Genomic DNA, 22,527 nt, shown 5'->3' with positions numbered 1-22,527 from the left:
GAGCGGGCAAAAGGGCATGCCGTGTGGGAACAGTATCAGGACGGGGTTTCCCGGATGTTTGCGCGGGTATGGCTGAGTGGATGCGCGGGGATGCGTGCGTGTAGGGTCGGCTTCGGGGTGGGGTAGCCCGTGGCTCCGCCGATGCGGGGAGGTGGCGGAAATCGCCGGTCCGGTGTGCAAATTGTCTGCCGGGAAAAGAAAAAAGGAGCTACGAATCATCGTAACTCCTTGATTTTCTGGTAGCGGGAGAGAGACTTGAACTCTCGACCTCATGATTATGAATCATGCGCTCTAACCAGCTGAGCTATCCCGCCATGGCTTCGTCTCAATCCTCGGGCGGTGAACCGTTGTCGGTTGGGGTTTCAAAGCGAGTGCAAAGGTAGTACAATTTTCCGAACTACCAAAAAAAAGTGCAAAAAAAGAGTCCGAACCTCCGTCCGGACCCCTCTGGCAGCGGATTTGCACGCTCCACCCCAAACACTTTTCAATCGATGGAACGTTCTGAACTTTCGGAAAACAGACTCATGCGGCGCCTCTCCGAGCTCAAGGTGCTGGCCGGGCTGGTCCTGCTGGTGGCCATTTCGTGGGAAATCCTCGCCGGGCACCATCAGGCCTTCTCGCGCGGTTATCTGGCCGTGCAGCTGGTTGTCTGCCTGCTCTTCCTCTGCGACTTCTTCATCCGCTGGCGTCTGGCCGGCCGCAAGGGGCTCTTCCTGCTGCGCAACCTGCTCTTTCTGCTCATCTCGATTCCCTATCTGAACATCGCCGTCTGGAGCCACGCGCAGCTGCCGCGCTACTGGGCGATGCTGCTCGGGCTGATGCCCCTCATCCGGGCCTTCGGCGTGCTGGGCATCGTGGCGCACTGGCTCGTGACGGGGCGCATCCGCCAGCTCTTCGTCTCCTACCTCTTCACCGTGCTGGTCTTCACCTACCTCTCGGCGCTGGTCTTCTACGACTATGAAATCGGCGTCAATCCAAAGCTGGACGGCTTCGGCGACGCGTTGTGGTGGGCCTGGATGAATGTGACGACCGTCGGGGCCGAGATATTTGCCGTGACGGCCGTCGGCAAGGTGGTCACCGTGCTGCTGCCGTCGCTCGGGATGATGATGTTCCCGATATTTACGAGCTATATCCTGCAGGAGTACGCCCCCCGCAAGCGGGAGTCCGACTCCTGACGCTCGGCGAGCGGGCGGGGTGCGGAGCAGGTGCAGAGTGGCTCTGCGGCCCGAGTGCGCTGCCTTTTTGTGGCCGGGCCTGTGCGGCAAGATAAAACGCACACACGGCATGACATCCCGTAACGGGGTGGTGCGGTGTGTGCGTTTGTCGGTCCAGCCTCTCTGCCGCGGCCCTTGTACGACGCCGTTCTTCCCGGCGGTTCCGTCTTCCCGGGGTGGCGGTTAGCGGCCCTGCTTCTGCTGCTCGCGCAGCAGGTCGCGGATTTCGGTGAGCAGCAACTCCTCCTTCGTCGGTGCGGGAGGCGTCGCCGGGGCGGGAGCCGCAGCCTTGCGTCGCATCAGACGGTTCATCAGCTTGACCATCAGAAAGACGCAGAAGGCCAGAATGGCGAAGTCGATGCACTGCTGGATGAAGGCGCCGTAGTTCCAGTAGACGGGTTCGGCTCCGGCGGCTGCGCCCGACACGCTGTCGCGCAGGCCGCTCAGATTGACGCGCAGGTTCGAAAAGTCGGTCTTGCCGAGCAGCATGCCAATCGGCGGCATGATGATGTCGTTGACCAGCGACGAGACGATTTTGCCGAATGCGCCGCCGATGATGACGCCGACGGCCATGTCCACCATGTTGCCCTTGAGGGCGAACTCCTTGAATTCCTGTAAAAATTTCATGCTCTTGTGCGTTTTTGTGTTGTGTCCGCTTTACGGCCGTATGAAGGTACGAAAAATCGGGCGCATATCCAACCTTCCGACCTGTTTTGGCGCCGGACGGCAGAACGGCCGCCCGCCCCGGGGTTGGTTTTCTCCGGCTATTTGCGTAATTTTGTCGGATGGGCGGGGTGCACCCCCGACCTTCGGGACAACCTTCGCGGCCGGAGGCTGCGGGTGCAAAAGTTTTGCCCGAGTGTGAAAACGGACAGCAAAAAAGAGATTCGATATGAAGAAGATTACCAATCCCTGGAGCGGGATGGAGGGGTATCGCTGCTTCGGCTGCGACCCCCACAGCGAACGCGGTCTGCGGATGGAGTTTTACGAAGACGGTGACGAGATTGTGAGCGTATGGCATCCGCGCCCCGAATTTCAGGGGTGGGTCGATACGCTGCACGGCGGCATCCAGGCGACGCTGGCCGATGAAATCAGCAGCTGGGTCGTCTTCCGCAAGTACCAGACCAGCGGCGTGACGACGAAGATGGAGGTGCGCTACCACCGTCCCATCCACACCACCGACGAGCGCATCACGCTGCGGGCCGTCGTGCGGCAGCAGCGGCGCAATCTGGTCGAAATCGGCGTCCGAATCTTCGACCAGCGGGGCGAACTCTGCACCGAGGCCACCTGCGTCTACTTCCTCTTCCCGAAGGAGCGGGCCCGCGAGGAGTTCCACTTCTGCGAGTGCGGCGTCTGCGACGAGGAGACTCTGCCGCGCTGACGCCCTGAGGTTGGTCCGCCGCATGGAACAGCCCGGAGGGGCGCGGCGCAGTCCGAATCTGTCGGCCCGGGGCACGCTTTTGCTCCGCCGGTCCTGCACGCTCCCGTCCGGCCCGGGGTGTGTTTCTGCTCCGCCTGCCCAGTCCTTCCTGCCGCCCGGCCCGGGGCACGCTTCCGTCCGGCCCGGAGCGCGCTCCTGTTCCGCCCGGCCTTGCCCTTCCGACAGTCCGGCTCGTAGACGCTCGCATCGGTCTTCCCGGCGGTGCCGAAGCCTGCCTCCTCTCGGAGCACCGAACACGAAAACCCCTGCAGTCGAACATCAACTGCAGGGGGTTTTCCTTTCAGCGGTGGGGGAGCGGGCTCCTCCGCCGTGGGGAGTGATGCGTGATTACTCGATTTCGAGCAGCGGAGCGTCGGTCGGAACATTCTCGCCGACCTGGGCCAGCACCTGCTTGACCTTGCCGCTGACATCCGACGTGATGGAGTTCTCCATCTTCATCGCCTCGAGCACGGCAACCTCCTGTCCGGCCTTCACCTCGTCGCCGACCTTCACCTTGATGTCGATGACGCGGCCCGGCAGCGGAGCGTTGACCGTGTGACCCGTGATGGCGGCAGCCTTCTTCTCCTCGGCCTTCTTCTCCTCGACCTTCGGCTCGGCGGGTTTCGAAGCGGCGTAGGCCTTCTTCTTCTGCTCGGTGAGGAAGTTCTTGGCCACCAGCGGGAAGAGCTCGAGCAGCAGCACCTCCTTCTCGTTGGCCGCCAGCTTCACGCCGCCTGCCTCGGGCAGTACGGGGTTGGGCTGCATCTGATACTTCGACGTATCGTAGGGAGTCTCCTCGCGTACGCCGCAAATCTTGAAGCGGAACTCGGGGTCAATCTTGACGGGCGTCTTGCCGTATTCGCCCTTGACCAGACCGACGAACTGCGACGACTTGTTGGTGTACATCGGACGGCCGGCCTTCTCGTCGAGGGCGCAGTTCACGGCCTGTGCACCGACAATCTGCGAGGTGGGGGTTACCAGAGGCGGCAGACCTGCGGCCAGACGCACCGACGGGATGAGCTCCATGGCGCGCGGCAGAATCTCCTCGGCCTTGAGCTGCTTGAGCTGGGCCACCATGTTGGAGTACATGCCACCCGGAATCTCGGCCTTCTGGACCAGTTCGTTGGGTGCGGGGAAGCCGTAGTAGGCCTCAATCTTGCGGCAGGCGTCGATGGTGCCCTCCTCGTCGTCGGCCTGGGCGGCCTTGATGGCGCGGTCGAACAGGGCGTCGATTTCGGCGGGAATCGTATCCGTCAGCGGGTTGAACGCCTTGGGCTCGGGCTTCTCGACACCGAATACCGACATGTTGAGCTCCTTGCGGATTTCACGCAGCTGGGTGTTGATTTTGGCCACGGCCTCCATGTTCACGCCCAGGTCGATGCCCAGCTTCTTGCAGAAGACGTAGACCAGCTCGATGGCCGGAGCGCCCGTACCGCCGGCGAAGTACCAGCAGTTGGTGTCGACGATGTCGACGCCGGCAACGATGGCTGCCAGAACCGATGCCAGACCGTAGCCCGGGGTGCAGTGGGTGTGGAAGTCGACGGGAATCGACAGATGCTGCTTGAAGAGGCGCACCAGCGTGGCCACGCGGCGCGGCGGGATGAGGCCCGACATGTCCTTGATGGTAATCATGTCGGCACCCAGAGCGGCCATCTGCTTGGCCTTGTCCAGGAAGTATTCATCCGTGAAGACGGGCTTCGGGTTCTTCTTGCCCATCAGCTTGGCGAAGAAACCCAGCTCGGGATATTTCGGGTCGACCGTGTAGCAGACGGCGCAGTCGGCGATGCCGCCGTACTGTTTCACGTACTTGACCGTCGACTTGACGTTGTCCACGTCGTTCAGCGCGTCGAAGATACGCATGATACCCAGTCCGCTCTCGATGGCGTTGCGGCAGAAACCGTCGATGATTTCATCCGTGTAGGGCGAGTAGCCGAAGAGGTTGCGGCCGCGCGAGAGAGCCGTCAGCTTCGAGACGTTGCCTACGGCCTTGTGGATGGTTTCGAGACGGGTCCAGGGGTTCTCGTTCAGATAGCGCATCACCGAGTCGGGTACGGCGCCGCCCCAAACCTCCATCGCATAGAAGTTCGCATCCTTGTAGTAGGGAAGACAGCGGTCGATTTGGGCCTGGTTCATTCGCGTGGCGAACGAGGACTGCTGCCCGTCGCGCAACGTGAGGTCTCTGATTTTAAGATTTCTTGCCATGATGCTATTAATAATTAGGTTCTTTGGTGTCGTTTGCTATTGTTATTCGAATAACAAAGATAGAAAAGAATTTTAATTTACAACAATTTTGGCCGGAAAATCGAAAAATATTCTTCCTCCTTCCCGTGAGATTTTCGTATCTTTGCCGGCGTCGCGTGTCGCGAAGCTCCGTCCGGCGGGTTCCATCCGCACGGAAGAGGGGGTTCGGCGGCCCGCCTAAAACCCGGAAACATGTCGCCCGCAGCCGTCACAGCCGTAGTGCTCGCCTACATCGCCCTGCTCTTCCTCATCGCATGGCTCTCGGGGCGTCATGCCGACAACGCAGGCTTCTTCACGGGCAACCGCCGCTCGTCGTGGTTCGTAACCGCCCTCTCGATGATTACGGCCGCCATGTCGGGCGTGACCTACCTCTCGGTGCCGGGGTCGGTGGCGGCCGACTCCTTCTCCTACATGCAGATGGTGCTGGGCTTCACGGTGGGGCAGCTCGTCGTCGCCTTCCTCCTTGTCCCGCTCTTCTACCGCATGCGGGTCATCTCGCTCTACCAGTACCTCGACCATCGCTTCGGCGTCACCGCGCAGCGGACCGGGGCGTGGTTCTTCTTCCTCTCGAAGATGCTCGGCGCGGCGCTGCGCCTCTACATCGTCTGCGCCGTGATGCAGCTGCTGGTCTTCGACCGCGTGGGGCTCCCCTTTGCGGCGAATGCCGTGGTGACGGTGCTCTTCGTCTGGCTCTACACGCGGCGCGGCGGCGTGAAGTCGCTCATCTGGACCGACGCCTTCAAGACGCTCTGCCTGGTGGCGAGCCTCGTGCTGACGATTCTGGCGCTGGTGCGCGGACTGGGGCTCACGACGGGCGAGGCGCTGCGCGAGGTGGCCGCGTCGGACTACGCGCGCATCTTCTTCTTCGACGACCCCTCGTCGGAGCGCTACTTCTGGAAGATGTTCGTGGCGGGCATCGTGCTGCTGGTCGCCATGACGGGGCTCGACCAGGAGATGATGCAGCGCAACCTGAGCTGCCGCACGCCGCGCGACGCGCAGAAGAACATCGTGCTGACGGCCCTCTGCCAGATTGCCGTCATCCTCCTCTTCCTGACGCTCGGCGCGCTGCTCTACTTCTACATGGCGCGGGTCGGCATGCCGCTCCCCCCGAAGAGCGACCAGGTCTTCTCGCAGGTGGCCGTCAACGGCGGCCTGCCCCTCTACGTCGGGCTGCTCTTCGTGCTGGGGATGATGGCGAGCACCTACTCGTCGGCCGGTTCCTCCCTCACGGCGCTCACCACCTCCTTCACGGTCGACCTGCTCGACGCCACGCGCCGCTGCGACGAGGCGCAGCTGACGCGGACGCGCCGACGCGTGCATGCGCTCATGGCCCTCGGCCTGACGCTGCTCGTGCTGCTGTTCGGCCGCTTCGGCAACGACAGCGTCATCAACCTCTTCTTCAAGGTGGCGGGCTATACCTACGGCCCGATTCTGGGGATGTTCCTCTTCGGCATCTGCACCCGCCGCCGCATCGACGGCCGTTGGCTGCCGCTGGTGGCCGTCGCCGCACCGCTGCTGAGCGCCCTGCTGCAGTATGCCGCCGGGGAGCTCTTCGGCTATCGCATCGGATTCGAGCTGCTGCTCTACAACGCCCTGCTCACGATGGGCGGCATGTGGCTCCTGGGGCGCAAAAAACGGATACAGTCATGAAACGACACGCATACAGACATTATATGTGCATGGCGCTGCTGGCGCTGGCGCTCCTGACGGGAGCGGCCTCGGCCGCCCCGGCCCGGGCGGCCGAAATCGGCGCCGCGACGCGCCGGCAAATCGGCAGCGCGCTGACCCGCATCACGGGGCGCGAGGTGGCCGGCAGCTGGGTGCGGATTCAGCGCGTCAAGTCGTCGCGCAGCCGCGTGCAGCTCTACGCCTCGGTGGGGTTATCGTACTATCCCTTCCGCGAGGAGAACGTGCAGGCCATCTACGACTCGGTGCGCGCGCTGCTCCCCGCATCCTTCCGCAAGGCGCGCATCGAACTCTATACCGACGGGCGGCTCATCGAGGAGCTCATCCCGCTGGCCTGCCGCACCGTGCAGCCCCGGCGCCGGCGCGACCGTGTGGCCCCCTTCGTCAACCCTTCGGCGCGGCCGCTCGTCTCGCCGCTCGACCGCAGAACCCCCTCGGCGGGGCTCGCCGGACGTCACATCGCCCTCTGGCAGAGCCACGGCCGCTACTTCGACCAACGCGAGGGGCGCTGGCGCTGGCAGCGGGCCCGCTTCTGGCAGACGTGCGAGGACCTCTATACTCAGAGCTACGTGCTGCCCTTCCTGGTCCCCATGCTCGAAAATGCGGGGGCGTGCGTCCTGCTGCCCCGCGAGCGGGACTGGCAGAGCCACGAGGTGCTGGCCGACAACGACGCCGCCGAGAGCTACCGCGAGGAGAACGGCGACGCCGGATGGTCGGGAGGCGATGTGGGCTTTGCACACCGCCAGCAGGTCTACCTGACGGGCGAGAACCCCTTCCTGCAGGGCACGACGCGCCACGTGCGGAGCATCACGACCGGGGCCGAGAGCCGCGCCGTGTGGCGGGTCGACATCCCCGAACGCGGGGAGTATGCCCTCTACGTGAGCTACGACTCGACGCCGGGGAGCGTCGACGACGCCCTCTATACGGTCCGCCACCTGGGCGGCGAGAGCCGCTTTGCCGTCAACCAGACGATGGGGGGCGGGACGTGGGTCTACCTCGGGCGCTTCCTTTTCGATGCGGGTGAGCAGGAGGCCGTCGTGCTTTCGAACCGTTCGCGGCGCGCCGGAGGCATCGTCTCGGCCGATGCCGTGAAAATCGGCGGCGGCTACGGCAACGTCGCCCGCGCGGCGGCCGATACGCTGGCCCGTCCGGGTGGTCTCTACCGCGCCGAGACGAGCGGCATGCCCCGCTTCTGCGAGGGGGCGCGCTACTGGTTGCAGTGGGCCGGCTTCGACGAGTCGGTCTATACGCCCAAGGGCGACCGCGACGACTACAAGGACGACTTCATGTCGCGCGCACTGTGGGTCAATGCCCTCATGGGGGGCTCCGAGCGGCTGCGTGACTCGGCCGGACTGGGCATTCCGCTCGACCTGGCGCTGGCGTTCCACTCCGACTCGGGGGTGCGCGACGGCGACGAGACGATTGGCACGCTCGGAATCTTCTTCACGCGCGACAAGAACGGCCGCTTCGAAGGGGGCGCCGACCGCTACCGCTCGCGCGATTTGACCGACCTGGTGATGACGCAGGTGGTCGGCGACATCCGCCGCACGTGCGAACCCGAGTGGCGCCGCCGCGGGCTGTGGAACCGCTCCTACTACGAAGCACGGGTGCCCAACGTGCCGACCATGCTGCTCGAACTGCTCTCCCACCAGAACTTCGCCGACATGCGCTACGGCAACGACCCGCGCTTCAAGTTCCTCGTGAGCCGGGCCGTCTATAAGGGTATCCTCAAGCACGTTGCGGCGCAGTACGGACGGCCGTACGTCGTGCAGCCGCTCCCCGTCTCGTCGTTCGCCGTGCGGCTGGGCGACGGGGACCAAGTCGAGCTCTCGTGGCTCCCGACCGTCGATTCGCTCGAGCCGACGGCCGCACCTTCGGGCTACATGGTCTACACGCGCCGCGGCGACGGGGGCTTCGACAACGGCCGCTACACGGCCGAGCCCCGCTTCGTGACGGAACAGGAGCCCGACGTGCTCTACAGCTACCGCATCACGGCGTTCAACGACGGCGGCGAGAGCTTCCCGAGCGAGACGCTGGCCGCCTGCCGCGCCTCGGAGGAGCGGGGGCGGGTGCTGGTGGTGAACGGCTTCGACCGCGTGAGTGCACCGCTGAGCATGCGCAGCGACTCGACCGCCGGATTCTATCCCCGCCTCGACGCGGGGGTTCCCTACCTGCAGGAGAGCTCGTTCGTCGGCGAGCAGTATGTCTACGACCTGGCCGAGGCGCGCAACAGCGACGAGACGAAGGCCCTCGGCGCCTGCCGCAGCGACGGCGAGGCGGAGGTCGTGGCCGGTAATACGTTCGACTATGCCAGCATGCACGGGCGTGCGATTGCCCGTGCGGGCTACTCCTTTTGCTCGGCCTCGGCCGCCGCGGTCGAGCGGAGCGGCATCGACCCGGAGGCCTGCGATGTGGTCGACCTGATTCTGGGCAAGCAGCGCTCGACGCTGCTTGGCCGGGGTACGGTCGGTTATACGTTCAAGACCTTCACGGCTGACATGCAGCGTGTTTTGGCCGATTACCTCGAGTGCGGCGGCAGCCTCTTCGTCTCGGGCAGCTACGTCGCCTCGGACCTTACGACGGGGCCCGAAGCCGGCGAGGCGGAGCGGGCCTTCGTGCGCGAGGTGCTCCACTGCGCACTGGAGCAGGAGCAGACCGCCCGTCGGGGCGATGTACGCGTCGTGGCCCCCACGCTCTTTTCGCGCGGGGAGTATGAGTTCCGCACCCGCCCGTCGCGCAGCTGCTACGGCGTCGAGACCGCCGATGCCCTGCGACCCGTGGGAGAGCGGTCGTTTGCCGTGATGCGCTACGGCGATTCGGGCCGTACGGCCGCCGTGGCCAACGACGGCAGCCGGCGCACCTTCGTGGCGGGATTCCCCTTCGAGACGATTCGTTCGGAGGAGCAGCGCGAGCGGCTGATGGGCGACGTGCTGCGCTTTCTGACGCAGGGACGCAGGGATGAAGCTGCGGAGTAGATAAACGATGCAACATATTGTGTAGAAACTATAAAAACAAACAACCATGTCACTCGAAAAAGAGATTTCCACCGGAATCATGGAGGCCATGAAGGCCAAGAATCCCGTGCGCCTGAGCGCGCTGCGCAACGTCAAGAAGTACATCATCGAGGCCAAGACGGCGGGTCCCGAAATCGCCGAGCTGCCCGATGCCGACGTGATTAAAATCATCTCCAAGCTGGCCAAGCAGGGGAGCGATTCGGCGGCCATCTATGCCGAGCAGCACCGTCAGGACCTGGCCGACGAGGAGCTGGCGCAGGTTGCCGTGCTGCAGGAGTTCCTGCCCAAGCAGCTGACGGCCGAGGAGCTGACCGAGGCCGTGCGGGCGATTATCGCCGAGGTGGGCGCCACCTCGATGAAGGAGATGGGCAAGGTGATGGGCGTCGCCTCGAAGCGGCTGGCCGGCCAGGCCGACGGCAAGGAGATTTCGGCCAAGGTCAAGGAGCTGCTCTCGTAGGGCGGCCAGTGCTGCCCGGCGGCGGTCGGAGCTGCCCGGAATAGCCCGGCGGCGGTCGGAGCTGCCCGGAATAGCCCGGCGGCGGTCCGGGTCTCGTCGTGAGATGGCCGGTATTGCCGTTTGGCGGCCGGCGCACCAGTTGACGGTTCTCCCGCCGGAGAGGCTCCGATGCCCTCCGCCCGGCCATTTCGCCTGTTGATGACGCTCCGCAGCACTCCGCCCAGCCAGCTCAATCGCCGGGTTCAATAAATAGGTTAAAACACAAGGAATCATGCACGTACTGGAATCCCTGCACCGCAACGTCAAGACCATCGCCATGCCTTCGGCCATGGTGGTCGGGGCGCTGCTGTGCCGTCCCGTTTCGGCGCTCGAGGCCGCATCGTACCAGATGATTACCCCGACGCTCATCTTCCTGATGCTCTTCGTCACCTTCTGCCGCGTGACCCCCAAGCAGATGCATCTGAGCATGCTCCACCTCTGGCTGCTGCTCTTCCAGGTGGTCGCGAGCGTGGCGGTCTACCTGCTGCTCGAGCCGCTGAACGGCATCGTGGCCCAGGGGGCGATGATTTGCGTGCTGGCGCCCATCGCCATGGCCGCCGTGGTCATCGGCGGCATGCTGGGGGCCAACGTCGCAACGATGACCACCTACAGCCTGCTCTGCAACATGGTCATCGCACTGGTGGCGCCCGTCGTCATCGCCCTGACCGGGAGCGGCCACTGCTCCTTCGTCGAGATTCTCTCGCGCGTGGCACCGCTGCTCATCATGCCCTTCGCCGCGGCGCAGTGCTGCCGCTTCCTCTTCCACCGCGCCTCGCGGTGGATTGCCGACCACAGCCAGATATCCTTCTACATGTGGCTGCTGTCGCTCGTCGTCATCATCGGACGCACGACGGCCTTCATCATCGACCTGCGCGATGTCTCGCCGGACATCGAGCTCTGGCTGGCCTTTGCGGCGCTGGTCATCTGTCTGGTGCAGTTCAAAATCGGCCGCATGCTGGGTCGCCGCTACGGCGATGCGGCGGCGGGCGGCCAGTCGCTCGGCCAGAAGAATACGGTGCTGGCCGTCTGGATGGCGCAGTCGTTCCTCAATCCGATTTCGTCGATTGCCCCGACGGCCTACATCGTTTGGCAGAACTTCGTGAACTCCTATCAGATTTACCGCCGGGACCGCGAGCGTCGCAGACAGCAGGCGTGACGCTTCCGGCGCGGGATACGGAAAGCGGGCGTCAGGATGCCGTAAGGCACCTTGACGCCCGCTTTGTGTCGGGTGGGGGGCTTGGGGGATGGTGGGGGCTCTTCTCGGAGCCGTTCGCCGGGCCCGGCTTCTCCGGCGGGTCAGAAAAGAAGCGAGTGGGCGACCAGGAACGTGTAGAACGTCTGGCGGTAGCTCTCCGAGACGGGCAGGTACTCCTTGCCGATGACAACCCGGTTGCGCTCGATGGCCTGCATCTTCGACGGCTGGATGATGTACGACCGGTGAATCCGCACGAAGCGGTCCGGAGGCAGCTGCTCCTCGAGCGCCTTGAGGTTCATGAGCGAGAGAATGGGACCGGGCTGGTTGTCGACGTGGATTTTGACGTAGTCCTTCAGCCCCTCGATGTAGGTGATGCGCTCCAGTTCGATTTGCTGCAGCCGGTACTCGGTCCGCACGAAGATGCTCTGCGGCTCCTTCCCGGCCGGAGGAAGCGCCTCGGCGCGCCGCTTCATCTCGAACCAGCCGAGCGCCTTGTCGGCCGCCTCCAGAAAGTCGGCGTAGCTGATGGGCTTGAGCAGGTAGTCGAGGGCCCGCACGCGGAACCCATCGACGGCATACTGGGTGAAGGCCGTGGTGAAAATCACGCGGGTCTCCTCGGGCAGCATGCGCGAGAGCTCCATGCCGTTGAGCCCCGGCATCTGGATGTCGCAGAAGAGCAGGTCGACGGGTGCCTCGCGCAGCGCCTCGCAGGCCGCAACGCCGCTCCCGAACGAGGCCTTCAGTTCGAGAAACGGCGTCTTGCGCACGTAGGATTCCATCAACTCGACGGCCAGCGGCTCGTCGTCGATTATGGCACAGGTCAGTTTCATGGTTCGTCGAATTTGATGCAGAGCAGCGCCCGGTAGTCGGTCTCGCCTGCGGGGCCGTATTCGAGGATGTAGCGGCCGGGGTATATCATGTCGAGCCGCCTGGTCAGATTGCTCAGCCCGATGCCCGAGCCGCTGCGGTCGGAGTCGCTCTTGGGGAAGCGGCTGTTCTTGATGCTGCAAATCAGCTGCCCCTCCAGTTCGTGGATGTCGATGGTGATGTAGGAGGGCTTTTCGTTGCTCACGCCGTGCTTGAAGGCGTTCTCGACCAGCGAGATGAAGAGCAGCGGCGCAATCGGGGTCGACGAGGGGGCGTCGGGCAGCGAGACGAAGAGCCGCACGTGGCGCGGCAGGCGAATGCGCATCAGCTCGATGTAGTCGCGCAGGAAGTCAATCTCGGCCGCGAGCGGGACGGTGGCGCGGCTGCTGTCGTAGAGCACGTAGCGGAGCATGCGGCTCAGGTCGTGGACGGCCTGCTGGGCACGGGTCGTGTCGAGCTGGATGAGCGAGTAGATGTTGTTGAGCGTGTTGAAGAGGAAGTGGGGGTTCAACTGGCTCTTGAGGTTCTGCAGCTCGGCCTCGGTGTGGCTGTGCTCCAGCTCCTTGCGGGCCGCCTCGGCGCGGTACCAGCCGCCCGTCATCCGGATGGCGACCCCCACGCCGACGACCAGCGCATAGAGCGTGGCGTTGCCCAGGAAGAAGCGCACGCCGTCCTGCCACGGACGGTCGGCGGGCGGGTGGTGCCCCGGGTCGGGCGGCAGCACGTAGCGGAAGAGCAGGTGGACGCTCACCATGACCAGCAGGATGAGCAGCAGGTTCGAGAGGGCGAAGCGGCCGCCGCGCCGGGTGGTGAGGTAGCGGTCGATGAGCACGAAGTAGTTCGTGTAGAAGACCAGCATGAACGAGAGCGGCACCAGCAGGAAGCGAACGTATTGCGGACCGGTCATGAGCGGGCGGTCCGGACCGGTGAAGAAGAGCGGCATCCCGAAGATGACGGCCCAGGCGGTCAGGTGGATGAACCATGCGGCGTATTTCGACTGTACGGCGTTCATGGTATGCAAAGATAACCTTTTTCGGGAATTATTCATAGCGGATGGCCTCGATGGGGTCGAGCATGGCCGCCTTCTGTGCGGGGTACCAGCCGAAGAAGACCCCCGTGAGCGTGCAGACGGCGAACGAGAGGAAGACGCTCCACGGCTGGATGTAAATCGGGAACGAGGCCACAACCTTCACCACCACGGCGGCGCCGATGCCCAGCAGCACGCCGATGAGGCCGCCCGTGACGCTGATGAGGATGGATTCGATGAGGAACTGCGCCAGAATGTCGCGCCCCTTGGCGCCAATCGACATGCGGAGTCCGATTTCGCGCGTGCGCTCGGTGACCGATACGAACATGATGTTCATGATGCCGATGCCGCCCACGAGCAGCGAGATGCCGGCCACGGCGGCCAGCAGCATGGTCATCATGTCGGTCGTCGAGGTGAGCATCGACGAGAGCTCCTGCTGCGAGCGGATGGTGAAGTCCTCCTCGTCGCCCTCCTTCAGCTTGTGGTTGGTGCGCAGGATGGCGGAGATTTCGTCGATGGCCTCCTCGGTGTAGGCCTCGCTCAGCGCCGAGCAGACAATCTCCTGAAGGTAGGTGATGGCCAGGATGCGCTTCTGGACGGTGGTGTAGGGGGCGAGAATCAGGTCGTCCTGGTCCATGCCCATGCTGTTGTAGCCCTTGCTTTCGAGTACGCCGACGATGCGCAGCGGAATGGTCCCGAAGCGAATCACACGCCCTACGGGGTTCGTGCCGTCGGGGAAGAGCTCGTCGACCACCGTCTGGCCCACCAGGCAGACCTTCGCCGCGGTGCGGATGTCCTGCTCGGAGAAGGTGTCGCCGTCGGCGATGCGGTAGCGGCGGATTTCCAGATAGTCGGTGTTGACGCCGTAGATGGTCGTCGGGGTGTTGTTCGCCCCGACGATGGCCTGTCCCGCGCTGTTGACCGAGGGCGAGACGTAGGTGACGAAGCGCGTGTTGTTGCGGATGTCCTCCAGGTCCTTCAGCTTGAGCGACTCCATGTCGTCGGCGTCGAGCCGCACGCCGCCGCGCATGTCGCCGCCCGGGTGAATCATAATCATGTTGGAGCCCATCTCGCTGATTTCGGCCTGGATGCTCCGCTTCGACCCCTGGCCGATGGCCAGCATCGTGATGACCGACGCCACGCCGATGATGATGCCCAGCATGGTGAGGAATCCGCGCAGCTTGTTGTTGCACAGCGCCTTGAAGGCGATTTTGAAAAGGTTCGCAAAGTTCATGGCTCAATCGTCGTTTTTGGGCAGCCTCGCCAGCGCCTCGGCTGCGCTCAGAATCCGGTCGTTGCGCACGTCGCCCGTGATGCGGCCGTCGCGCAGCGTGATGTTGCGGCTGCTGTAGCGCGCGATGTCGGGGTTGTGCGTTACGAAGATGATGGTGCGGCCGGCGGCATGGAGCTGCTGGAAGAGCACCAGCACCTCGAAGCTGGTGCGCGTGTCGAGGTTGCCCGTCGCCTCGTCGGCGAGGATGACCGCCGGGTTGTTGACCAGCGCCCGGGCGATGGCCACGCGCTGCATCTGGCCGCCCGACATCTGATTGCTGCGGTGGAGCAGCCGGTCGCCGAGCCCCACTGCCCGCAGCGCCTCGACCGAACGGCGGTAGCGCTCGGCGGCCGAACACGAGGGGTTGTACATGAGAGGCAGCTCGACGTTCTCGATGGCCGTCGTCTTGGGCAGCAGGTTGTAGTTCTGGAAGACGAAGCCGATTTTGCGGTTGCGGAGCGTCGCCCGCTGGTTCTTGTCCATCGTGCGCACGGCCACGCCGTCGAGGTAGTATTCGCCCGACGTCGGGGTGTCGAGGCATCCGAGCGTATTGAGCAGCGTCGACTTGCCGGAGCCCGAGGTGCCCATGATGGTGACGAATTCGCCCTCGAGGATGGTGAACGAGACGTCGCGCAGGGCGTGCACCACCTCGTCGCCGACGTGGAAGTCGCGGCGTATGTGCTCCAGACGGATGACCTCCTTGTTGCTGGTTTCCATATTCTTCGTTTTATTCATGTCAGGCGGCCGGGAGGTGCGGCGGGCCTCCTTTCCGGGGCCCTCCGCCACGTCCCGTGCGGCCGCTACCGGGCCTGTTGCTTTTTCCCCTTGTCGCCGCCCGGAGGCGAGGGCATGAAGGGACTACGCTCGACCGAGGCCGCCGCCGGCTCTTCGGATGCGGCGCTTAGCCCGATGGCGACCACCTCGCCGTCGGCAAGTCCCTCGGTAATTTCGGTCAGCTCGCCACTCGATGCGCCGGCGCTCACAGTACGCGGCACCAGCGTATCCCCGTTTTTTACCCATAACTCGCGCTTGCCCGTCTGGGCGGGAGCGCTCTGCCCGTCGACGGTGATACCGATGCGCGACAGCAGCTCGGCGTCGGGCACGAAGCGCAGCGCCTTGGTCGGAACGGCCAGCGCATGCTCCTTCTCGAGCGTATAGATGGTGACGTTGGCCGTCAGACCCGGTTTGAGCTTCAGGTCGGGGTTGTAGGCCGAGATAACCACCTCGTAGGTGACCACGCTCGACTCGGTCGTCGCCTCGAGCCGCACCTGCTGCACCGTCCCCTCGAAGGTGTCGTCGGGGTAGGCGTCGACGGTGAACTCGACCCGCTGGCCATCCTTCACCTGGCCGATGTCGGCCTCGTCGACGTCGGCGATGACGCGCATCTGCGTCAGGTCGTTGGCGATGGTGAAGAGGGTAGGCGTCTCGAAGCCTGCGGCCACGGTCTGCCCCTCCTCGACGGCCCGGCTGATGACCACGCCGTCGATGGGCGAGGTGATGGTGGCGTAGTCGAGGTTCTGCTTCACCTGCACGATGGCGGCCTTGGCCTGTTCGTAGGCGTTGCGCGCCTTCTCGTAGAGGTAGAGGGCCTCGTCGTACTCGGCGTCGCTGACCAGCTGCTTTTCGTGGAGCGTGCGCGTGCGGGTGTAGTTCTTCATCTGGTACTCGTACTCGGTCTTGCAGCTCGCCAGCTCGGCCTGCGACTGCTCCAACTGGGCCTGCAGTGTCACCTTGTCCATCTCGGCGATGAGCTGTCCGGCCTTCACCACGTCGTTGTAGTCGACATAGAGCCGGTCGATGATGCCCGAAACCTGGGTACCCACCTCGACCTCGGTGACCGGCTCGACCGTACCGGTGGCCATCACCGAGTTGCGAATCGTGATGCGGCTGGTTGCGGCCGTCTGCAGCGTGATGTCGTCCGTGCGGGGCGAGCGCAGCCAGAGCCACGCTCCGCAGACGACCGCCACGGCGGCCAGCGCCGCAAGAAGCGTCTTTTTCCGTTTCATGTTCATGGTCTTATCGTTCGTTTTGTCAATATTCGGCGTTGGTACCCCGTCCCTGGTAGATGTTGAGCAGCTCGATGTTGAGCAGCGACATGTACTTGGCCTGCAGCACCTCCTGGCGGGCGGCCGTCAGCTCGTTCTGGGCCGTCAGCAGCTCGACGGTGTTCTTCATCCCGACGGCGAACTGCTCGCTCGTCAGCTCGTAGCTGCGCCGGGCGTACTGCTGCTTCTCGACGGCCGCGACGTACTGCGACTGGGCCGACAGGGCGTCGAGGTAGGCCCCCTCGACCTCCTCGAGCAGCGTCTTCTTCAGGTCGAGCCACGTGAGCCGCATGTTGGCGGCCGTCAGCCGCGCCTTGTTGGTGGCCGTGCGATTCCGGCGGTTGGAGAAGAGGGGGATGCTGAGCGTTAGGCCGACGTTTTCATTGAAGCGGTTCCAGATTTGGGTGCCGCTCTCGAAGCTGCCGCCCGACATGTGGCCCGTTCCGATGCCGGCCGTCAGCGCCAGTGTCGGCAGGAAGCCCGCCCGGGCCTCGCGCACCTCGAGCTCGGCCGCCTCGACGGCCAGTTCGCCGCGGGCGATTTCGGGCATGCTCTCCAGTGCCGTGGCGTAGATGTCGGTCTTGGCGGGCAGTTGGGCAAGGATCGCCTCCTGGCCGACCTCCGGCTCGGCGAGGGTCATCTCGTCGGTGATGCCCAGTTCGAGCAGCTGCTTGAGCCGGAGTTTGTAGCTGTCGAGCGTCGAGCGGGCCACGACGACCTGGTATTCGTCGCTTGCATACTGGCTCTCGAGCTGTGCGAAGTCGACGCGGCTGATGGAGCCGGCCTGCCACATCGCCTCGGCACGGTCGCGCTGCGCCTTCGAGGCGTCGGCCGTGCTGCGGTTGACCGTCACCGCCTCGGCGGCGTAGAGGCACTGCATGTAGGCCTGCACGATGGCGATGCGGATGTCGTTGGCCGCCTCGTCGACCGAGAGTTCGTCGATGCGGTTCTGCAGCTGCTGCCGCTTGACGGCCGTGCGCAGCCGGCCGCCGTTGTAGAGCGTCATGCCGGCCTCGAGACCGTAGGTGCCCGTATAGCTGGTGCGGTCGACGGCGTTCGACGAGGGGTAGTTGGTCACGCTCTGCGAGGTGGAGGCGGTCAGCGAGGGGAAGAGAGCCGCCCGGGCCTCCTTCGTATCCTCGACGCCCGAGAGGTAGTCGTTGCGGCTCTGCTGCAGCTGGATGTTGTGCTCGAGCGCATAGTTCAGACAGTCGTTCAGCGTCCAGACCCGCAGGGAGTCGGACTCCGCAGCCGCCCGTCCGAGGGCGAGCGTTGCGAGGAGGGTGCATATCAGCGTGCGCTTCATGGTCGTTCGTTTTGCCGCAAAGCTACCCGAAGGTGCACACGCGTGCAAATACAATAGACCGGAAGGGCGAATCCCTCGACCAACGGGCTGTTTTGTCCGACGAAAATTCCGCGCCGGAGGGCCCTCCCTGCGCCTCCGGGCCCCGTTCCGCGTCAGCCGTTCCTGCCCCTCGTCCGTTTTTCCTCTCCTTGAGCGACGGGTACAAAAAAGAGCGCCTCCCCGGTATGGGGAAGGCGCTCCTGTGTTGCGGGCGGCGGCTTTTCGGGCGGCGTGTTGCCGCGGGCGGCTGCTTTCCGGGTGCTGCCTTATGGCAGGCGGCGGATGATGCCGGTAGTTGCTGCGGTGGCGTTGGCTGCCGGCGGTTGCCGCGGGGGAGCTACTTGCGGAAGATGAAGTAGACGGCCATAATCAGGCAGATGAAGCCTGCAAGATGGTTCCAGCGCAGCGTGTCCGACTTCATGAAGACCAGCGCGAAGACGGTGAAGACCGAGAGCGACACCACCTCCTGGATGACCTTGAGCTGCCAGAGCGTGAAGGGGCCTCCGAACTGGGCGCTTCCGATGCGGTTGGCAGGAACCTGGAAGCAGTACTCAAAGAGGGCTATTCCCCAGCTGATGAGGACGATGGCCACCAGCCCGAAGCGCTCGAGCTTCGACTTGAAGGCGATGTGCCCGTACCAGGCCAGGGTCATGAATGCATTCGATACGACGAGCAACCCGACGGTTGCGACGGCTTTCCACATGGTTATTCGAGTATTTGATGGATGTTCGTGATGTCCCGGAAGTCGGTGACGATGCGGTAGAGGCCCTCGGCCTTCTCGAGCTGCTCGCGGGGCAGGGTGGTGGCCAGCGCCACGATGCGGCCGATGCCGGCGCGGCGGGCCGCCTCGATGCCGGCCGGGGCATCCTCGAAGACCAGACACGCGGCGGGGTCGAGTCCGAGTGCGGCGGCGGCCGTTTGGTAGATTTCGGGGTCGGGCTTGCAGCGGGTCACCATGTCGCCGCAGATGCGCGCCTCGAAGAAGTCGCCGATGCGGCAGGCGTCGAGGACGAAGTCGACGTTGGCGCGGCAGCCCGACGACCCCACGGCGCAGCGGATGCCCGCCGCGCGCAGCTGGCCGAGCGTCTCGACCAGACCCGGCGTGGGTTGGATTTCGGGAGCGTAGATTTCGCGGTAGATGGCCTCCTTCTCGTCGGCCAGCGCCGCGAGGCCCCGCGTGCGAATCAGCTCCTCGGGCAGAATGAGCCGCATGATGTCGTCGTTGCCCATGCCGTAGGCGTTGCCGAGCTTCGATTGCCAGTCGCGGACCCCGTAGCGGTCGCAGAAGATTTCGAAGGCCCGGATGTGGACCGGCGTGTTGTTGACCAGCACGCCGTCCATGTCGAAAATGGCTCCCTGTATCATCGTCTTCGGAAATTTTCCGCAAAGGTAGTCAATTCCCCGGGACGGCGGATGGGCGGCGGGTCAGAATTTGAGGTTGAGACTCAGGTTGACGGCGAAGTTCTGGATGTTCTGCCCCTCGACGGGCGAGCGGTGGGTGAGCCGCCAGATGCAGTCGATGCGCAGCAGGCGGAAGATGTTCTCGATGCCGAAGCCCGCCTCGATATAGGGCTCGGTGACCGACGACATGCCGCGCGGGAAGAGCAGCACGGCCTGCGTGGCGGGCAGACTGCCGTTGTTCTCGTCGCGGAGCGAGCCCCAGACCCCCTTGCAGACCAGCACCTCGCGCCACTTGAGCCGCTTGAGCAGCGGAATGCGCCCCAGCAGGTAGCCGTTGAAGTGGTGCTCGTAGAAGAACGCGAGCCACGTGTCCGACGCGAACTCGTAGTAGTTCATGCACGAGAAGGCGTAGGCGTCGTAGAAGTAGGTGCCGTTGCCCTCGTGCAGCTTGAGCAGCGGGTAGGGGACCTTGCCGAAGATGCGGCCCCCCTCGACCGTGATGCGCGAGTAGCCGATGGGCGGCAGGTCGAGCTTGTAGTGAAGACGCCCCTCGAGACGGTAGAAATTGTAGTCGTTGCGCATGAGCCCCTTTACTCCGGCCGTGAAGCCGACCGCGAGAATCGGGTAGCGCGAGCCCAGATACTGCTTGTCAAAGGCCGTGCGGTAGATTTTCTCGTGGTACGAGAAGCGCATGCCCACATGGAACGCCGTGCTCGAAATCGAGCCGACGGCGCTGCTGTCGGGGCGCAGCAGCGGCACGTAGCGGTTGCCGTAGACCCGCTGGAGGCGGGCGCCGAGCGTGTTGCTCAGTCCGTGTATCCATTCGTGCTCGTAGAGCGCCTCGGCGCGGTTGACCATCGAGAGGCGCTTGTTCCCGCGTGAGAAAATCGAGCTGAGCAGGTTGTTGTCCGCCAGCGCGTTCTGTCCGGCACCCAGCTGCCGCACGTCGTGCGAGGCCGTGAGCGAGAGCTTGCGCGTAAGCCGCCGGTTGAAGGAGAGCTCCACGCCTCCGCCCCCCTTGACATCCTCGTCGCGGGTACCGTAGGCGACGTAGGCCGAGAGGCGGATGCGGCGGCTCACCTCCGTTGTCGTGCGGCCGCCCAGCTGCATGCGGAACCCTTCGAGGCGGTTGAAGCTCACCATCTTGTAGTAGGGGCCGATGCCGATGTACTTCGTGTTGTAGTAGCCGCCGATGATGGTGTTGAGAATCGTGTAGATGTTGCGGTAGAGCGGCGCCTTCTGAATCGAGTCGACCATGGCGTAGATGCCCCGCTCCTGGTCGCTCAGCCGGTAGGGGCGCGCCTCCTCCCAGAAGCGCTCGTCGCGCGAGCCGGCCTCGTCGTCAGCGATGACCACGTCGTTGTCCATGCTCAGCACCTCCCGGGGGATGGGCGCACCGATGCGGATGTCGGAGTAGGCCACCTCGCGCGTGCCGATGAAGGAGACGAGCTTCGAGGAGTCGGCCTGCGTGACCGAGAACTCGGCCGAGACCTTGTCCCGCTTGCGGAACCAGACCCCCTCGTCGAGCAGCTGGTTCTCGTTTTCGAGCAGCAGGTGGTTTATCCAGTTGACGTTGACCCCCTTGGGCATGCGGGCCGAGGCCGATTGCAGCGCATAGGTGGCCGAGTCGATGTTCACCTCGCCGTCGAGCACGGCCGTCGAGAGGCGCTTGGGGTGGAAGCGGATTTTGTAGGTCTTGCGGCCGTCGACCTCGAGGCTGTCGACCAGGAAGTAGTTGTAGAACGACTCGCCCATCGAGGAGAGGGGGCTGGCGAAGCGGACGTTGAACAGCGCGATGAAGTTGTCGTAGAAGTTGATGTCGCCCTGCAGCTGGCCGGTGAACTGGGCGACGGTGAAGCTGTCCTCGACGCCCGAGACGCGGCTGCCCCGAATCACCTCGCGGCTGAGTGCGGGCTGGCGGCTGTGGTAGTAGTCGGCCACCGCCTCCGATATCATGGCCGGCAGGTAGGGCTGCCCGGTGAGGGCCGAGGTGTCGATGTGGTCGAAGATGAAGCCGAAGTTCTTCTGCATGCGCCGGTTCCGGAAGTGCGGCTTGATGTTGGTCAGGTCGAGCTCCATTTTGGTGTAGGTGGCGCAGCTGTAACGCTCATACTCAGCGGGATTGTTGCGTGAGCGGTTGCGGATGACCCCCTTGAGAATCGGCAGCGCCGGGTTCTCGCCCGGGGTGATGACCACGTTGTCGATGCCGAACTGCGCCGCCTCGAGCGCGAAGTCGACCTGGTTGTACTGCCTCGGGGTGACGGGCTGCGTGCGGCTGACGTAGCCCACCATCGAGGCCTCGATGCGGCTCACCGTGTCGCGCGTCTCGAGCGAGTAGATGCCCTGCTTGTCGGTGGTGATGCCCACGGTGGTGCCCGGAAAGACAACGCTGACGAACTGCAGCGGTTCCCCCGTAGCGGCGTCGGTCACCTGGCCGCGAACCCGGGTGCTCTGGGCGCGGAGTTCGCGGCAGCCGAGCAGACCGGCCATCAGGACGATGAGTCCGATGAGGTATGAGGTTCGGCATCTCAGCATATAAATACAAAGATACAAAAAGGAACGAAACGACAAAAAATAAACTACCTTTGCGGCGAATTTCGTAGATTAACGGAACAACGACTGTTTTATACTGTTTTTGAGAGATGGGACACTCCAAGGTTGAAAAGACCAATGCCGCCCGGCTGCTCGACCGGGCCAAAATCGCCTACGAACTGGTTCCCTACGCGGTGGACGAGGAGCATCTGGCCGCCACGCATGTGGCCGAACAGCTGGGCGAGGATATCGCCTGCGTCTTCAAGACGCTGGTGCTGAAGGGCGACCGCACGGGATACTTCGTGTGCGTCGTGCCGGGCGACCACGAGGTCGACCTCAAGGCTGCGGCCCGCGTCTCGGGCAACAAGAAGGTTGACCTGATTCCGGTCAAGGAGCTGCTTCCCGTGACGGGATACATCCGTGGCGGCTGCTCACCCGTGGGGATGAAGAAGGCCTTCCCGACCTACATCCACTCCACGGCCCTCGACCACCCCTTCATCTACATCAGCGCCGGCGTGCGGGGGCTCCAGCTCAAGGTCGCCCCGGCGGAGCTCATCGCCTACGTCCGTGCGACCGTGGCCGAACTGAGCCATCCGGCATAGCGCACCTCACGCGGTGCTTGAGTTCGCGGAAGCCTCAAGCTTTGCATGAGCACACTGGCTGCAATCCGCTTGCAGCAAACGAGAAAGAGCATCCTCTTCCTTCCTGTGCGGGAGTGCGGAGGATGCGTCTTTTTACGGGTCATCCGCTCCGAAGAGCGCCGTCCCGGGC

Annotated in this window: 18 protein-coding genes and 1 tRNA gene; 7 read left to right on the top strand and 12 right to left on the bottom strand. The window is 64.3% G+C overall.

The genetic code is table 11. The annotated features are described in order from the left end of the window. Positions 1 to 237 precede the first annotated feature (237 nt). Positions 238 to 314, bottom strand: a tRNA-Met gene (locus B5F90_RS01940). A 177-nt stretch (positions 315 to 491) separates the two neighbouring features. Between B5F90_RS01940 and B5F90_RS01935 the strand changes: the two genes are divergently transcribed. Then, complete coding sequence (locus tag B5F90_RS01935; RefSeq protein WP_087360588.1) at positions 492 to 1,175, top strand: potassium channel family protein; 684 nt, start codon at positions 492 to 494, stop codon at positions 1,173 to 1,175. A 222-nt stretch (positions 1,176 to 1,397) separates the two neighbouring features. Here B5F90_RS01935 and mscL read toward each other — a convergent pair whose 3' ends face one another. Continuing rightward, positions 1,398 to 1,841: a large-conductance mechanosensitive channel protein MscL gene (mscL, locus tag B5F90_RS01930; protein WP_087360585.1), complete on the bottom strand. Its 444-nt coding sequence runs from the start codon at positions 1,839 to 1,841 to the stop codon at positions 1,398 to 1,400. Positions 1,842 to 2,106: 265 nt separating this feature from the next. Here mscL and B5F90_RS01925 point away from each other — a divergent pair, with 265 nt between their 5' ends. Next, positions 2,107 to 2,595, top strand: coding sequence for a PaaI family thioesterase (locus tag B5F90_RS01925; protein ID WP_087360582.1), 489 nt, complete (start codon positions 2,107 to 2,109; stop codon positions 2,593 to 2,595). 387 nt (positions 2,596 to 2,982) lie between these two features. Here the strand turns inward: B5F90_RS01925 and B5F90_RS01920 are convergent, their stop codons facing one another. After that, positions 2,983 to 4,836, bottom strand: coding sequence for a biotin/lipoyl-containing protein (locus tag B5F90_RS01920; RefSeq protein ID WP_087360578.1), 1,854 nt, complete (start codon positions 4,834 to 4,836; stop codon positions 2,983 to 2,985). A 231-nt stretch (positions 4,837 to 5,067) separates the two neighbouring features. On the opposite strand from B5F90_RS01920, the gene B5F90_RS01915 reads away from it, so the two are divergent. The 4 genes from B5F90_RS01915 (at position 5,068) to B5F90_RS01900 (ending at position 11,227) form a co-directional block, all read left to right on the top strand. Continuing rightward, entirely contained in the window at positions 5,068 to 6,525 is a 1,458-nt protein-coding gene (locus B5F90_RS01915; protein ID WP_087360575.1) for a sodium:solute symporter, read from the top strand. Then, positions 6,522 to 9,536 carry a xanthan lyase gene (locus B5F90_RS01910; protein ID WP_239307721.1) on the top strand — a complete coding sequence of 1,005 codons (3,015 nt, stop codon included), beginning with the start codon at positions 6,522 to 6,524 and terminating at the stop codon, positions 9,534 to 9,536. Before B5F90_RS01915 ends, B5F90_RS01910 begins: the two co-directional genes overlap by 4 nt. A 46-nt stretch (positions 9,537 to 9,582) precedes the next feature. Next, positions 9,583 to 10,032 (top strand): GatB/YqeY domain-containing protein, encoded by a 450-nt coding sequence (locus tag B5F90_RS01905; protein ID WP_087360569.1) that lies wholly within the window; start codon positions 9,583 to 9,585, stop codon positions 10,030 to 10,032. Between the two features lie 271 nt (positions 10,033 to 10,303). Further along, positions 10,304 to 11,227 carry a transporter gene (locus B5F90_RS01900; RefSeq protein WP_087360566.1) on the top strand — a complete coding sequence of 308 codons (924 nt, stop codon included), beginning with the start codon at positions 10,304 to 10,306 and terminating at the stop codon, positions 11,225 to 11,227. Between the two features lie 140 nt (positions 11,228 to 11,367). On the opposite strand, the gene B5F90_RS01895 is transcribed toward B5F90_RS01900, so the two are convergent. From B5F90_RS01895 to B5F90_RS01855, 9 genes are all read right to left on the bottom strand, one after another. Beyond that, positions 11,368 to 12,096, bottom strand: coding sequence for a LytTR family DNA-binding domain-containing protein (locus tag B5F90_RS01895; protein WP_087360564.1), 729 nt, complete (start codon positions 12,094 to 12,096; stop codon positions 11,368 to 11,370). Next, entirely contained in the window at positions 12,093 to 13,145 is a 1,053-nt protein-coding gene (locus tag B5F90_RS01890) for a sensor histidine kinase (RefSeq protein ID WP_087360561.1), read from the bottom strand. The genes B5F90_RS01895 and B5F90_RS01890 overlap by 4 nt, the downstream gene beginning before the upstream one ends. 28 nt (positions 13,146 to 13,173) lie before the next feature. After that, entirely contained in the window at positions 13,174 to 14,394 is a 1,221-nt protein-coding gene (locus tag B5F90_RS01885; RefSeq protein WP_087360558.1) for an ABC transporter permease, read from the bottom strand. A 3-nt stretch (positions 14,395 to 14,397) separates the two neighbouring features. Continuing rightward, the gene (locus B5F90_RS01880) at positions 14,398 to 15,150 is read right to left on the bottom strand and encodes an ABC transporter ATP-binding protein (protein WP_087360555.1); all 753 of its coding nucleotides are present in this window, start codon (positions 15,148 to 15,150) and stop codon (positions 14,398 to 14,400) included. Between the two features lie 83 nt (positions 15,151 to 15,233). Next, positions 15,234 to 16,439, bottom strand: coding sequence for an efflux RND transporter periplasmic adaptor subunit (locus B5F90_RS01875; protein WP_087360679.1), 1,206 nt, complete (start codon positions 16,437 to 16,439; stop codon positions 15,234 to 15,236). Between the two features lie 25 nt (positions 16,440 to 16,464). Then, positions 16,465 to 17,784, bottom strand: a complete 1,320-nt coding sequence (locus B5F90_RS01870; RefSeq protein WP_087360552.1) for a TolC family protein — start codon at positions 17,782 to 17,784, stop codon at positions 16,465 to 16,467. A gap of 376 nt (positions 17,785 to 18,160) precedes the next feature. After that, positions 18,161 to 18,526 carry a DMT family protein gene (locus B5F90_RS01865; protein ID WP_087360549.1) on the bottom strand — a complete coding sequence of 122 codons (366 nt, stop codon included), beginning with the start codon at positions 18,524 to 18,526 and terminating at the stop codon, positions 18,161 to 18,163. A gap of 2 nt (positions 18,527 to 18,528) precedes the next feature. Further along, positions 18,529 to 19,188 (bottom strand): HAD family phosphatase, encoded by a 660-nt coding sequence (locus B5F90_RS01860; protein WP_087360546.1) that lies wholly within the window; start codon positions 19,186 to 19,188, stop codon positions 18,529 to 18,531. Positions 19,189 to 19,248: 60 nt separating this feature from the next. Beyond that, positions 19,249 to 21,759: a DUF5686 and carboxypeptidase-like regulatory domain-containing protein gene (locus B5F90_RS01855; protein ID WP_087360543.1), complete on the bottom strand. Its 2,511-nt coding sequence runs from the start codon at positions 21,757 to 21,759 to the stop codon at positions 19,249 to 19,251. A gap of 107 nt (positions 21,760 to 21,866) precedes the next feature. Here B5F90_RS01855 and ybaK point away from each other — a divergent pair, with 107 nt between their 5' ends. Next, the gene (gene ybaK, locus B5F90_RS01850) at positions 21,867 to 22,358 is read left to right on the top strand and encodes a Cys-tRNA(Pro) deacylase (RefSeq protein WP_087360540.1); all 492 of its coding nucleotides are present in this window, start codon (positions 21,867 to 21,869) and stop codon (positions 22,356 to 22,358) included. Positions 22,359 to 22,527: the final 169 nt, after the last annotated feature.

Origin of the sequence: Alistipes sp. An31A (genome assembly GCF_002159425.1) — a bacterium.
GTDB lineage: Bacteria > Bacteroidota > Bacteroidia > Bacteroidales > Rikenellaceae > Alistipes > Alistipes excrementigallinarum.
Note: the sequence above shows the minus strand (reverse complement) of the source record. Positions and strands in the feature narration are given on the sequence as shown.